This is a genomic window from Paenibacillus sp. FSL R7-0652 (assembly GCF_038595045.1).
Classification (GTDB): domain Bacteria; phylum Bacillota; class Bacilli; order Paenibacillales; family Paenibacillaceae; genus Paenibacillus.
On sequence record NZ_CP152001.1, the window covers coordinates 2540124 to 2553183 of the forward strand.

Annotated in this window: 15 protein-coding genes; all 15 read left to right on the forward strand. The window is 39.7% G+C overall.

All coding sequences use genetic code 11. The features are described 5' to 3' along the window. Nucleotides 1-16 precede the first annotated feature (16 nt). The 15 genes from MKY97_RS11645 to MKY97_RS11715 all read left to right on the forward strand — a co-directional run bounded on the left by MKY97_RS11645 (nt 17) and on the right by MKY97_RS11715 (nt 12965). Entirely contained in the window at nt 17-514 is a 498-nt protein-coding gene (locus MKY97_RS11645; RefSeq protein WP_342555575.1) for a metallophosphoesterase, read from the forward strand. 282 nt (nt 515-796) lie between these two features. Continuing rightward, a complete protein-coding gene (locus tag MKY97_RS11650) occupies nt 797-1717 on the forward strand; it encodes a sugar phosphate isomerase/epimerase family protein (protein ID WP_342555576.1) in 921 nt (306 codons plus the stop codon). Continuing rightward, nucleotides 1714-2886: a Gfo/Idh/MocA family oxidoreductase gene (locus MKY97_RS11655; RefSeq protein WP_342555577.1), complete on the forward strand. Its 1173-nt coding sequence runs from the start codon at nt 1714-1716 to the stop codon at nt 2884-2886. Before MKY97_RS11650 ends, MKY97_RS11655 begins: the two co-directional genes overlap by 4 nt. A gap of 276 nt (nt 2887-3162) precedes the next feature. Next, nucleotides 3163-4260 (forward strand): Gfo/Idh/MocA family oxidoreductase, encoded by a 1098-nt coding sequence (locus tag MKY97_RS11660; protein ID WP_342555578.1) that lies wholly within the window; start codon nt 3163-3165, stop codon nt 4258-4260. 279 nt (nt 4261-4539) lie between these two features. After that, nucleotides 4540-5193, forward strand: a complete 654-nt coding sequence (locus tag MKY97_RS11665) for a hypothetical protein (protein WP_342555579.1) — start codon at nt 4540-4542, stop codon at nt 5191-5193. Nucleotides 5194-5324: 131 nt separating this feature from the next. Further along, the gene (locus MKY97_RS11670; protein WP_342555580.1) at nt 5325-6116 is read left to right on the forward strand and encodes an FRG domain-containing protein; all 792 of its coding nucleotides are present in this window, start codon (nt 5325-5327) and stop codon (nt 6114-6116) included. A gap of 173 nt (nt 6117-6289) precedes the next feature. Beyond that, entirely contained in the window at nt 6290-6985 is a 696-nt protein-coding gene (locus tag MKY97_RS11675; protein WP_342555581.1) for a hypothetical protein, read from the forward strand. 639 nt (nt 6986-7624) lie between these two features. Continuing rightward, nucleotides 7625-8359, forward strand: coding sequence for a DUF1643 domain-containing protein (locus MKY97_RS11680; RefSeq protein ID WP_342555582.1), 735 nt, complete (start codon nt 7625-7627; stop codon nt 8357-8359). A 142-nt stretch (nt 8360-8501) separates the two neighbouring features. Beyond that, complete coding sequence (locus MKY97_RS11685; protein WP_342555583.1) at nt 8502-9101, forward strand: hypothetical protein; 600 nt, start codon at nt 8502-8504, stop codon at nt 9099-9101. A 92-nt stretch (nt 9102-9193) separates the two neighbouring features. Then, the gene (locus MKY97_RS11690) at nt 9194-9865 is read left to right on the forward strand and encodes a hypothetical protein (RefSeq protein WP_342555584.1); all 672 of its coding nucleotides are present in this window, start codon (nt 9194-9196) and stop codon (nt 9863-9865) included. Between the two features lie 183 nt (nt 9866-10048). After that, nucleotides 10049-10495 (forward strand): DinB family protein, encoded by a 447-nt coding sequence (locus MKY97_RS11695; RefSeq protein WP_342555585.1) that lies wholly within the window; start codon nt 10049-10051, stop codon nt 10493-10495. Nucleotides 10496-10759: 264 nt separating this feature from the next. Next, nucleotides 10760-10852 carry a putative holin-like toxin gene (locus MKY97_RS11700; protein WP_007431380.1) on the forward strand — a complete coding sequence of 31 codons (93 nt, stop codon included), beginning with the start codon at nt 10760-10762 and terminating at the stop codon, nt 10850-10852. Between the two features lie 388 nt (nt 10853-11240). Beyond that, complete coding sequence (locus MKY97_RS11705; protein ID WP_342555586.1) at nt 11241-11672, forward strand: GNAT family N-acetyltransferase; 432 nt, start codon at nt 11241-11243, stop codon at nt 11670-11672. 243 nt (nt 11673-11915) lie between these two features. Then, complete coding sequence (locus MKY97_RS11710) at nt 11916-12299, forward strand: nuclear transport factor 2 family protein (protein WP_209950154.1); 384 nt, start codon at nt 11916-11918, stop codon at nt 12297-12299. 219 nt (nt 12300-12518) lie between these two features. After that, complete coding sequence (locus MKY97_RS11715) at nt 12519-12965, forward strand: ParB N-terminal domain-containing protein (RefSeq protein ID WP_342555587.1); 447 nt, start codon at nt 12519-12521, stop codon at nt 12963-12965. Nucleotides 12966-13060 lie beyond the last annotated feature (95 nt).

Consider the following 13060-nt stretch of genomic DNA (forward strand, 5'->3'; position numbering starts at 1 on the left):
GGAAGGCGGTTGTCACATGAAAATCATAGTCATCTCCGACACGCATTTACCAAAGAAAGCACGCACTTTGCCAGCACCTCTGGTTGAAGCATTATCAGGTGCAGATCTCATTATTCATGCGGGTGACTGGTCGGACTGGAGCGTGTACGAGCTGCTCAGCCAGTATGCTCCGGTCGAGGGCGTTGCAGGCAACACGGATCCATCCGAAATTGGTGAGAAGCTGGGTTTTTCACGTATCGTTGAGGCGGAAGGGATGCGGCTGGGACTTGTGCATGGTCACCGCGGAACCAAGGGCACAGAGCAGAATGCCATTCAGACATTTGCAGATGAGCAGCTGGATGCGGTGGTCTACGGACATTCGCATATTCCGGTGATGCATACGGTAGATAACCTGCTTGTATTTAATCCAGGTTCACCCACGGACCGCCGGTTTCAGAAACGATATTCCTTTGGAATTATGACTGTGTCGGAAGGGAAACTGCAGGCAGAGCATGTGTTTTTTGACCGGGACTAGAATGATTTTTATGAACAAGCAGTTTGAACACCGCCTGCATACTACTTGTATATCGCTGGTATGAAAAGCATCTCTGATCAGAATGGATATCTGATTTGGAGATGCTTTTTTGTGTGGAGCTTCTCATTTTGCCTGGAAACGTTATCTCTGGATGGGGAATATGCACGGAATGTTATCTGTCATTCATCTGTTTGCGTTATGCTCTATGGATGTGAGCGGGAGAGTGATACAATGCGTTTACGACATGAATTGAATGCGTTTACATATAGGGGGTTATTGAACATGAAACTGTCTATATTCACGGTCGCTGTTCCGGATCTGAGTGCTGCCGAACTGGCCTCTGCTGCAGCTGCGGCGGGTATTGCCGGAATCGAATGGAGATTTCGCGGCATACCGGAGGATGCGTTGTCTGAACAGCCTTCATACTGGAGAAATAATCGCTGCTCCATTGATCCGGGCAGGTGGCAGGAACAAGTTCCTGTTTTTCGGGAAGCAGCGGCTGCTCAAGGCAGACAGTCTATTGCCCTTGTGCCGTATCTGAATTGTGGGGACATGGCTGCATCCGAGCAAGCCTTCCAGGCTGCAGCCCAACTTGGCGCTTCCATGATGCGAGTGGGAGTTCCGGGTTATGACCGGAGTACGGCTTATCCAGAGTTATATGAGAAGGCCCTTCGTTATTTAAACGAAATTCAGGATATGGCAAAACAGTATAACATCAAGGCCATCATTGAAACGCATCATCAAACGATTGCACCAACGGCTTCACTTGCGTACCGCCTCGTACAATCTCTAGACCCCGAGCACGTTGGGGTGCTCTACGATCCGGGCAATATGGTGCATGAAGGGTATGAGAACCATCGCATGGGACTTGAGCTGCTTGGACCCTATCTCGCCCATGTGCATGTGAAAAATGCCGGATGGTTCAAGGAGAAAACGGGAGAGGCACTTGAGCGGAAGGGAGAATTTTCAACTATTCATCCTGGACAATCTTTGAGTACATCATGGACTTGTAACTGGGCTCCGCTGACGGAAGGCATGGTGGATTGGGTGCAGATGGTACGTGATCTGAGAGCAGTTGGATATGACGGTTATTACGGCATCGAAGATTTTAGCGGCGTTTTGGAATCCACGATAATGCTGCAGCATTTTGCAGATGTATTTAATGAAATCGAGCGTCGTGTAAATGAGGAGGAGCAGGCATGAGTATCGTTCGAGTAGCGGTTATCGGTATAGGAAATATGGGCGCGGCGCATGCCAGAACATTGACAGCCGGAGAAGTGCCGGGTGCTGAACTGGTGGCCGTGTGTGATGTAAGAGAAGAGATGGGGAGCTGGGTAACGAGTAATCTTCCGTCCACAGTAACCTATTGGCAGGATGCAGAGCAGATGATGAGTTCGGGAACGGTTGATGCTGTCATTGTGGCTACACCGCACTATGATCATCCCGAACAAGCAATCCAGGCATTTCGTCATGGCTTGCATGTGATGATCGAGAAACCGGCAGGTGTATATACAAAGCAGGTACGGGAAATGAACGAAGCAGCCGAGGCAAGCGGCAAAGTATTCTCCATCATGTACAATCAGCGGACCAATCCGCTGTACATCAAGCTGCGGGATCTGATTGCATCAGGCGAGCTTGGTGAAGTAAGGCGTACCAACTGGATCATTACCAACTGGTATCGTTCCCAGAGCTATTATGATTCCGGCGGTTGGCGTGCAACATGGGCAGGCGAAGGCGGCGGTGTATTGATTAACCAAGACCCGCACCAGCTGGACTTATGGCAGTGGACGATTGGCATGATGCCTGTGCGTATGCGTGCCTTCTGCTCCTTCGGTAAATACCGGAACATTGAAGTGGAAGATGACGTGACCGCCTATGTGGAATATGAAAATGGAGCGACTGGTGTGTTTGTAACCACTACAGGTGAAGCACCAGGAACAAACCGCTTTGAGGTCAGCGGCGACCGCGGTAAAATCGTCATCGAAGACGGACAGCTCACCTTCTGGCGGCTGCGCGAATCCGAGCCGGAGTTCAATCAGCGTTTTACGGGAGGCTTCGGACAGCCCGAATGCTGGAAATGCGATGTGCCAATTACAGGCATTGAGACAGGCCACCCGGGTTTAATCCGCAACTGGGTGGATGCAATTCGCACGGGTGCACCGCTTATCGCTCCCGGTCAGGATGGCATTCATGGCTTAACATTATCCAACGCGATGCTGCTGTCCACCTGGACAGATAATTGGGTGAATCTGCCGATCGATGAAGAACTGTTTTATGAACATCTGCAGGAGCGCATTGCGAATTCAACGACGAAGAAAGACAAAGCGTATACGGGCGGTCAGCCTGCCGATCTGAGCCAGACATTTAAATGATATGTATATAAGGTTGGACTAGGGATTTACACGGAACACTCCGATGACAGAATAATTTTTCATTCGCTGTGATCCCAGATTTTTGAATTCCCATTATGAAGGGGGAAATCCGGTGAGAGCGTATGCTTCCGATGCAGCTTCTGTAAGAAAGCTTTTAGACGAACGTTTGCTTTTCCAGATTGGTTCTGTCCTCTCCGTTTCCGTGTAAATGGGTTCTTGGATAATCAAAAGGCTTGATCGAAATACATTAAATACAATAAAAAAGGATGGGATGACATGGCTAAAGACGGAATGTTCTACGCACCCAAAAGTGTGACTAAAGAGGTCGTGTGTGAACCGGGAGAGTTCACGATCGCGGCTGTAGCTTTGGATCACGGACATATCTACGGTATGGTTGGCGGTTTGCTGGATGCTGGAGCCTCGCTTAAATGGGTATATGACCCGGACCCGGCCAAAGTGGAAGCATTCCGCAAGCAGTTCCCGCAGGCACAGATCGCCGTATCGGAAGCAGAAGTGCTCGCCGATGACGAAGTACTGCTTGTAGCAAGTGCAGCCATTACGTCAGAACGTGCACCGCTTGGCATGAGAGTCATGGCAGCGGGTAAGGATTATTTTACGGACAAAGCGCCGTTCACCACGATGGAGCAATTAGATCTGGCACGTGAAGAAGTGAAACGCACAGGTAAAAAGTATATGGTGTACTACAGCGAGCGCCTGCATGTAGAAAGTGCAATTTATGCGGGGCAGCTTATTGAACAAGGAGCAATCGGCAAAGTTGTACAGGTGATGGGCACCGGGCCGCATCGCTTGAACGCCGGGGGGCGTCCGGACTGGTTCTTCAAACATGAGCAGTATGGCGGCATTCTCTGTGATATTGGCAGTCACCAGATTGAGCAGTTCCTGACTTTTGCGTCCTGCAGTGATGCGCAGGTAGCCTTCAGCCGGGTCAACAACTTCAATCATCCACAGTTCCCTGAGCTGGAGGACTTCGGCGAAGCGTCTCTGATCGGTGATAACGGCGCTTCCGGTTACTTCCGTGTAGACTGGTTCACGCCGGACGGCCTTGGCACATGGGGAGATGGACGCACGGTAATCCTCGGTACAGATGGATACATCGAGCTGCGCAAGTACATCGACATCGCAAGAGAGCCGCAGGGCGATCAGGTGTACCTGGTCAATCATGAGGGAGAGTACCGCTACAATGTAAAAGGCAAAGTCGGTTATCCGTTCTTCGGTCAGCTCATCCGCGACTGTCTGGATCGTACCGAGACCGCAATGACGCAGGAGCATGCATTCAAAGCGGCAGAGCTCTGCCTGATCGCACAGCATAAAGCGATGAGCGAGCGTGTGGTGTGGAGTGTAGGCGGGAAGTAAGGATTTAGTTACAGGAAGCAAGATTCTAGGTGTGACGAGTACAGTTTCAAATAAGCCAAAGCAGTCTCATTGTAACTGTAGGTACACTTGTTAGTACGTTACTAACAAACGACGCAGTTGTGGGACTGCTTTTTGTCGACTAGTGACTTCGCAGATGGAACAAGTTGGGTTATATTAGATGTAGTTGGGATATGAAGTTGAAATGATAGGTATATACGAAGTTCGTAGATATCATGTTAACTGAAATCGAGGCGAATTATTAATAAGGAGAATTAAAGTATGGTCAATGAAGCAGTTTTTAAAATCAAAAATATGTTTAGCCCGAATGACATATTGTCTCTATGGATAATAAAAATATCAATGATTCGGAATGATTTATATTACGTTCACAAGAGCTTGACTTCTATTGCCGAAGCTAATAAACAACTTCAAAATGGAGAAATGAATTATTTTTTTAGACTTGCAGCTTCACACTACAGAGAGGCCGTTAAGTTTATAGATGATCATAAAAAAGAAAGGAAAATTCAAAGTTTTATTGATTTACTTGATTCAAAGAGTATTGAAAACTATAAAAAGTTACTAGAATCTTGTACACCTTGGGAAGGGTCTTTTGTAAAGGATATCGTAAAACCAATACGTGATAATTTTTTTCACTATTCAAGCGATTCATTCTGTAAGGACTTCAAAGAAATGAAGGATTTTTATTCTAGGGTATCGTCAAATGGATCTTCAAGGAAAGATTTGAGTCTTATTTTTGCAGATGAGATTTCAATTAATCTCGATTTTAGAGATTATACAGAAGAACAATATAAAGTAATGATAAATAAACTTTCAGAATATATGGTAGCTTTAATACAATTTGTTGATGAAGCAACAGGTTCATATTTTAATCATTATAAAGAAAGAACATCATATTTTGTGAGAACTAAATGAATACTCCAAAGCATATTCCTAGATGGCTTCGACATCAAATAACAACATATTCAAGCAGCGTCTCCTTTGGAGTCTTGGTCTGCGGGAGGGATTTCGAAGCGGCATTACAGCAGACAACCCCTTCGGGGTTCATGAATACAGGAACGTTAGCTGAAATTCTTGCAAATCAAAAACATAGAAAGCGAGATACTGTTATGACGTGGGAGATCATTCTCGATAAGGCAAAAAAATTTAAAAAAAGTAATCGTAATGTTTGGTTTCGAGGTCAAGGCGATTCAAATTGGCAATTAAAATCATCGCTATTTAGGCAATCTTTCTCGACACTTGAACAGTACTTAAATAATGAAAGAACAAAGTATAATTTATTCAAAAACTTAGGGCATATGTATCATAATGAAGATGATTGGAGTCTTTTGTATACCATGCAACATCATGGAGTGAAAACAAGATTACTTGATTGGTCGGAATCATTTGCTACTGCACTTTTTTTTGCTTCAAGTAACTGGGAGAATGATAATCCAATTACAATCTGGATGCTTAATCCATTAAAGTTGAATCATAAGACGTTGGGCTCTGCTCATTTTTTTACGACTCACGATCAGATATATCGAGAAAAATTAAAAAAAGGTAGTGATAATAGATTTCCAAACAATTCAATAGCTCTTCATCCACTAAGAAATAATTCACGGATAGTTGCACAACAAGGGGTATTTACAATTCAAGGAAACACCTTGGAACCCTTAGATAAAGAGTTTAATGGCGAACTAATTACTACAGGAATCTTGGAAAGAATAGACATTGAAATCAAATATAGAGAAGATGTTTATTCGTTTTTAGAACTTTCAGGTGTTCATCCCTTTTCAATATATCCTGACCTCGAAGGACTTGCAAAATATATAAGTAAGAAAACTGATTCGGTTTAGCAATATCATTGATGGCAAGATCTTCAGCTAACATAATATTCAAGCAGCGGCTCTTTCGGAGCCTTGGTCTGCTAGATGGATTTCGGAGAGGAATTTCAGCAGACAACCCCTTTGGGGTTCATGAATACAGGAACGTTAGGTGTAATTATTGTGAAAATGAAATGAGGTGGACTATGAAGTGGGTTATATGTTTAGCTGGAGATGAAAAAGAGCTTTATGAACTTTCAAAGTCACTCAATACCCCAAAGCTAACAATTTTCAAAGAAGAAGGTGAATATCGATTAAAATCAATAGATATCTCCTCTACTGACGACTATAAAGAGGTTTCAAAAAAAGTAGAAAATCTAGTGAAGCTAATCGATGGTTTGACAAAGTTGGTATTGGGAGCACACAGGAGAATTACCGTATCGGATATTTATCTTCTAAATGATAATGGAGGACGAACTTTCTTTATGAGTGCGGTGCTTTCTGGTACTTCAAGTATGACGGCAATTCCGCAAATAATAAAAGCTGATGGAACAATTGAAATTTCTAACCCTGCTGATTCTGTACCTGATTTGTTAGAGCTGTGTGAAAAACATGAGGTAATTGATAAAGTAATAAAATTGATATCGTACGATGATGAAAGTTGGGTAGGATTATATAAAATTTTTGAAGTAATAGCTAAAGATGCTGATGTAAAATCTTTTTCTTCAATTTCTTCAGAGAACCTTAAGAGATTTACTAGGACTGCTAATAGCTATAAAGCAATTGGAATGGAAGCAAGACATGCATTAGATTATGAACCTCCTAAAGAACCGATGTATATAACAGAAGCAAAATCTTTAATTTGTTTATTAGTAAACGAATGGATTAAACAGAAAAATTGATGCAATTATTCGAGGAAGGCAATAACTCCACCTAACATAATATTCACGCTGCGGGCAGTTCGGCCCTTGGTCTGCTGGAAGGATTTCGAAGAGGAATTTCAGCAGACAACCCCTTCGGGGTTCGTGAATACAGAAACGTTATTGGAACAGACTTGCAATGGATTAAAGCCTTGAATGGATCGGATGAAAGAATTGAAAGGTCAAAAATCGATTAACAAAAAAGGATCAAAGAAGAGATAAAATGACATTGAAGGACAAAAGCGATTTTAAAAATCGGATTAAAAAAAGGTCAAGTAACATTCAAAAGATCAAAAGAGATTGAGGATCAAGGACATATTGAGAACGAAGACCAGTGAAAATGAAATGACATAAAAAATGAGAACCATGAAAGAACAAAAAACACATACATGAAGAAACATTGAAGAGAAATGTGCAGTAGATTCGAAGATGGCAAGACCGTCCAATAACATAATATTCAAGCAGCGGCTCCGATGGAGCCTTGGTCTGCTGGAAGGATTTCGAAGAGGAATTTCAGCAGACAACCCCGTTGGGGTTCGTGAATACAGGAACGTTATAGGAAATCAACTCAGAGTTTAAATATGGTTTACAGAAAAATTTATTTAGAATGAGGTTATTATTATGACTAATAAACAGTATCCTGATTTTATTGATCGTGAAAATATTTTTTCAGATAAAGAAAAGATAGCAAAGGTAAAAACTTTTCTATCTTTTGAAAAAAATAAAAGTGAAAAAATAGCTGAAAATGAACTCTTTATAAGAAAGGTTTTAAGACTTCCCCTAAAGAAAGCTACTGGCTCAAAAAAAATTTGTTTTTGTTTAATGAATCCCAGCAAGGCTGATAAGCAGAATTCAGATGATACCGTAAATATTGTGCTGAAATTCATTGAAAAATTAATGAATAAAGAGAATAGCAAATTTGAAAATATTGGAGAAGTTGTTGTTGTGAATCTCTTCCCAACTTACGAGACGAGATCAACTTTTTTAGGAACAATCATAGAGGGATTACAAAAAACAAATAAGCTTGATCACGTACTTTATAGTAACCAAACAGAAATTATAAAAGAGGCCGAAAATAGTGAATGGATTATCTTAGGCTGGGGGAACTGTCCTGAAAACTTATGTGTTAATCTTCATAAATGTGAAACTAACAAAATATTAGCTGAGTTATACAAGATGCAAAAAAGATCAAGCATTTATGCTTTTGAGGATAAGAAAAACAAGGGATTGACCAGAAAGAAACAGCCAAGACACCCAAGACGTTTACATACGGAAACTTCAATAATATCAGAGATCAAAATCAAAAAAATTAAACAAGGTAAAGATAAAATTGCTACATACGAAATTGAATTCTAAAAAAGTTGACATCCTATAACATAATATTCACGCTGCGGACATTCGTCCTTGGTCTGGCATTCGCCAGACACTCGGCAAGCGCCGAGTCGTGAATACAGGAACGTTATGTGCAATTGCCAAAACAAAGAGAAGGATAATGATAATGGATTTTAAACCTTCGAATTACTTAATAGATAATTTTATTTCTGCTGATTTGTCTAGCTTAACTGAAAATAACACTATTTTATTTGATAAAGAAAGACATTGGGTCGGCGCATTTATATTAAACTCTACCCTTAAATATAAATATGAAGAAAAACAAAGGATATACTTAATGAATATTTTAAGAAGAATAGAATCTATATTTTATCAATATAACGCTGGAAGTGCTTTATTAGATGACTTTTTAAATCACGATAAGGAAAGCATATCTAAATATTTTTCAGCGGTTGTTTGCATTGAGACTTCAATTTCTCATTTGTATCAAGCATACATGTTAGGAAGCAAAATGGCCGGTGGGGGTACTAAATTGTTTGAGAAAAATGATGGTTCTTCGATTGAGAGGTTAAACAAGCTTTATAACGTAGCCAAGCACTACGATAGTTCTATAAGTAGCGGTAGCTTAGAAGAATTAAATACCGTACCTATATGGATAACCAATCAAGGAATTAAATCTAATCAAACCTTTTTAAACTTTGATGAATTACATGCAATGATGAGAGAAGTAGAATATATAGCTGATGAAATAATAAAGGAAAATTAAAATTGCATATTCATGAAGAAGGCAACAGCACATAACATAATATTCACGCTACGGACATTCGTCCTTGGCCCGGCATTCGCCGGACACTCGACATGCATCGAGTCGTGAATACAGGAACGTTAAACGAAATCATCAAAGACGGAAAGGGATTAAAAATGTTTAAGGACAGAGTATATATTTCACCAAGATACTATCGTGAAGATTACTTAGCATTGAATTTATCTTTGACAAGTGATGAGCAAACTTGGCAGCGAGCGATAAACATATTTTCAGATCGAATTGAAGGAAGGTTTCTACTTCTGATACAAGAATATTCTGATAACATAACAGCAAATTATAGATATATTGATTATAGTTTTAGCACAATGGCATTATGTAGTTTGCTTATTGAAACGCTTCATCAGTTTTATAATGGGCTTGATGTTACAGTTTTCAGAGGACATAAAGAAGCATTTGTACAGTTTTTGACTAGAAGTAATTATTTCGGGAGCTATTTTACACGAAGAACAGCCAGTTTTTTTTATTCAGATATTAGAAATGGAATATTGCATCAAGCGCAGACAAAAAGAAATACTCAGCTTACTTTTGAACAAGAAAACATGATTATTGGAATTGAAAACGGAATTAGTTTAGATGTAATTAAATTTAAAGATGAATTACTTAACGAATACCAAGAGTACTTAGAGAGACTAAGTAACGAGAGTAATCATGAACTGAGAGAAAACTTTATCAAAAAAATGGATTATATTACAACGAGAATTTAGCAATGCGGATACTCAAAGCAATGAATTCGTTTAACAATATATTCAAGCAGCGGCTCCGTTGGAGCCTTGGTCTGCGGGAAGGATTTCGAAGAGGAATATCAGCAGACAACCCCTTTGGGGTTCATGAATACAGGAACGTTATAGGAAATCCATGAGAAGTCAATTCAGGAGGGACTAAAGAAGATGAACAAGAAACTAGTAGACCAGTTTGAACATTTCAATGAATTTGTAAAATCAATTGATGATGTGACTTGGGAAAAACCGATTGCTCCTGAAAAGTGGACGGTGAAGGAAGTCGTGACCCATCTATGGAATTGGGATACATATACTTTAAATACAATGCTTCCACACATAAAAGATCAAGTGAAACTCCCAGGGTTCGTCGACCATGATACCCATAACTTAAAAGCAATAGAGAAGGCTAAAGAATTTACAGAGAGAGAAAGTATGATTAAAACCTTTATTGAAACCCGAACCCATTTAGTCAACCAATTCCGTGAGATAGATGATTCAGAAATTCACTTTTTTATAGGCAATGATAAACGACCTTATACCTATGAAAGATATCTAAAAATATTCGTACACCATGATGAACATCATAAGAAACAAATTGAAAACCTATTAGGGTGATTCATAGAAGATATGGACATCCTATAACATAATATTCACGCTGCGGACATTCGTCCTTGATCCGGCATACGCCGGATACCCGACATGCGTCGGGTCGTGAATACGGGAACGTTATATGATAGAAATGATGGGCTGAAAATAGAATAAAGGAATAATACAAAAAAAGTAGATAAGAACACTTGTACGGAGATGTAAACACAGGTAAAATATAGATACAATTGAATCTTGGGTGGGTATGGTTTCCCTTCGAAAGGAGGTGAAACCATGGAAGTGAAAGATGCGATGACTCTAATGCTATTATTCGGTACATTCATTCTTGCACTTTTGACGTATATCAATAACAACAAGAGAAAGTAAAAACCCACCCCAAGGTTGACCGCCGAAGGTGGGTTTTTATCCTGACTTGACTTTAGAAGGGATAGACCATCCAAGCCAATTGTATTGACCAAGTGTTGACCGCACTTGGTCTTTCTTTAAAGATATGATAACACATGAGAAAAGATGAATCAAAGCTAAAATAATAATTGAAGTGAGTAAAAACATGTTGGTAAGCAATCTCGAAGAAGCATTTTCCATCATATAACAATATATTCAAGCGGCGGCTCCGTTGGAGCCTTGGTCTACAGGAGGTATTTCAAAGAAGTATTTCAGCAGACAACCCCCTTGGGGTTCATGAATACAGGAACGTTATCCGAACTTAACAAAGAACTATTAAAAACAAAATTCTATTATTGGAGTGAAATCTTTGATTGAAACCAATATCCAAATTCGAAGAGCAGAAGCAAAAGATGCAAAATATCTCGCTAAACTTAATGTTGAATTTAATGGAGTAGGAATTTCTGAAGAAGAAATTATTGTAAGCTTGTCTGATTCAAATGAGATTGTTGTAATAGCCTTAATCAATGATCTACCAGTTGGATTCGCATGTGCTCAGTATTTTAAATCAATCTGTTATTCAGAACTGTATGCAGAAGTAACTGAATTGTATATTATGGGTGACGCTAGAAGGAAGGGAATTGCTACAAAGGTATTAGACTTTATTGAGAAAGAACTTATATTAAAAGGTGTTAGATCGGTGAAAGTGCTGACAGGTAAAAGGAATGAAACAGCGATAAAAACATATGAAAAATCAAATTATATAAAGAAAGAAGAGCAAATACTACAAAAGAAAATATAAATAAAATAGAACAATAAAGATGTATAGAACCTGAAGGTTATAAAGAATGTGAAAGTAAGTCAAGAGGTGGTTAAAATCGGATAACATAATATTCACGCTGTGGCTCCTTGCGGAGCCTTGTTCTGCGGGATGGATTTCGGAGAGGTATTTCGGCAGACAACCCCTCTGGGGTTCGTGAATACAGGAACGTTATCTGAAATCAGGACAAATATGTAATATCAAAATCTAGGAGTGTGATTCGACTTGGAGAACTCAAATTTAAAAGATCTTATTGAAAAATACCTGAGCGCATATAACACGTTTAACATTGATGGAATGATAGGAGTTTTGAATGAGAATATTCATTTTCGAAACATTTCTAAAGGTGAAGTGAATTCGGAAACAAAGGGGATTCAGGAATTTCGCACATTAGCAGAGCAGTCAATTCAGGTATTTTCTCAAAGGCGTCAAGTAATAAAGAACATTACTTTCACAGGAGATAAAGCAGAGGTTGACATTGATTATGAGGGAATATTATCCAGTGATCTCCCTAATGGAATGAAGGCAGGAGAAACATTAAAACTTCAAGGGAAATCAATATTTCAAATGAAAGATAAGAAGTTGATACTGATTGAAGATCATAGTTGAAACATTGTTGAAAGTTATTCATAGATTATCCTGAAATCAGATAACAATATCTTCACGCTGCGGCTCCGATGGAGCCTTGGTCTGCGAAAAGGATTTCGAAGAGGCATTTCAACAGACAACCCCTCTGGGGTTCATGAATACAAGAACGTTATACGAAATTCATGCAGTGTATTTTTAAAAAAAAGAAGACAATATTTAAGTTAGGGGCGGGACGTAGCTATGACGAGATTCACATTAGATACTGCAATGGGGTACGCTGCAAATGACGATATAGAAACATGGATTCATCTTTTTTTAAATGGCGAAGGAAACAATGTTGGATTATCAGAAGGACTAAAAATGAAAAGACGATTTTGGTTAGGGCCAATTGAAATTGATATTAGTTATTTAAATAGAGCACTTGGTCCTGAATTAAATATGGAATATGTAGAAGATGAAGATTGGTGGAATTATAACATTAATCAAATCTCTAATCGTATAGAAAGTGGATGGGATATGCCCCCATTAATTGCTGAAAATAGAGAAGGCTCTTTAAGTGTGAGGGATGGTAATCATCGACTTGGCGCTCTTCAAAAGTTAAATAAAGAAAAGTGTCATGTAATTATTTGGGATGATAGAAGTGTGGGTAATATATTAAAAGTTATAGAAAAGAAATCTAACAAGTAGTATTTGTAAGCTATTCACGAAGGCATGAACATCGGATAACAATATATTCGCCCCCCGGTCAGGCAGAGGTTTTTCGAAGAAGAGGAAGCACCTGA

Coding starts and splice junctions, on each gene's coding strand:
- MKY97_RS11645 (WP_342555575.1), top strand. CDS start 17: ATGAAAATCATAGTCATCTCCGACACGCATTTACCAAAGAAAGCACGC.
- MKY97_RS11650 (WP_342555576.1), top strand. CDS start 797: ATGAAACTGTCTATATTCACGGTCGCTGTTCCGGATCTGAGTGCTGCC.
- MKY97_RS11655 (WP_342555577.1), top strand. CDS start 1,714: ATGAGTATCGTTCGAGTAGCGGTTATCGGTATAGGAAATATGGGCGCG.
- MKY97_RS11660 (WP_342555578.1), top strand. CDS start 3,163: ATGGCTAAAGACGGAATGTTCTACGCACCCAAAAGTGTGACTAAAGAG.
- MKY97_RS11665 (WP_342555579.1), top strand. CDS start 4,540: ATGGTCAATGAAGCAGTTTTTAAAATCAAAAATATGTTTAGCCCGAAT.
- MKY97_RS11670 (WP_342555580.1), top strand. CDS start 5,325: ATGAATACAGGAACGTTAGCTGAAATTCTTGCAAATCAAAAACATAGA.
- MKY97_RS11675 (WP_342555581.1), top strand. CDS start 6,290: ATGAAGTGGGTTATATGTTTAGCTGGAGATGAAAAAGAGCTTTATGAA.
- MKY97_RS11680 (WP_342555582.1), top strand. CDS start 7,625: ATGACTAATAAACAGTATCCTGATTTTATTGATCGTGAAAATATTTTT.
- MKY97_RS11685 (WP_342555583.1), top strand. CDS start 8,502: ATGGATTTTAAACCTTCGAATTACTTAATAGATAATTTTATTTCTGCT.
- MKY97_RS11690 (WP_342555584.1), top strand. CDS start 9,194: ATGCATCGAGTCGTGAATACAGGAACGTTAAACGAAATCATCAAAGAC.
- MKY97_RS11695 (WP_342555585.1), top strand. CDS start 10,049: ATGAACAAGAAACTAGTAGACCAGTTTGAACATTTCAATGAATTTGTA.
- MKY97_RS11700 (WP_007431380.1), top strand. CDS start 10,760: ATGGAAGTGAAAGATGCGATGACTCTAATGCTATTATTCGGTACATTC.
- MKY97_RS11715 (WP_342555587.1), top strand. CDS start 12,519: ATGACGAGATTCACATTAGATACTGCAATGGGGTACGCTGCAAATGAC.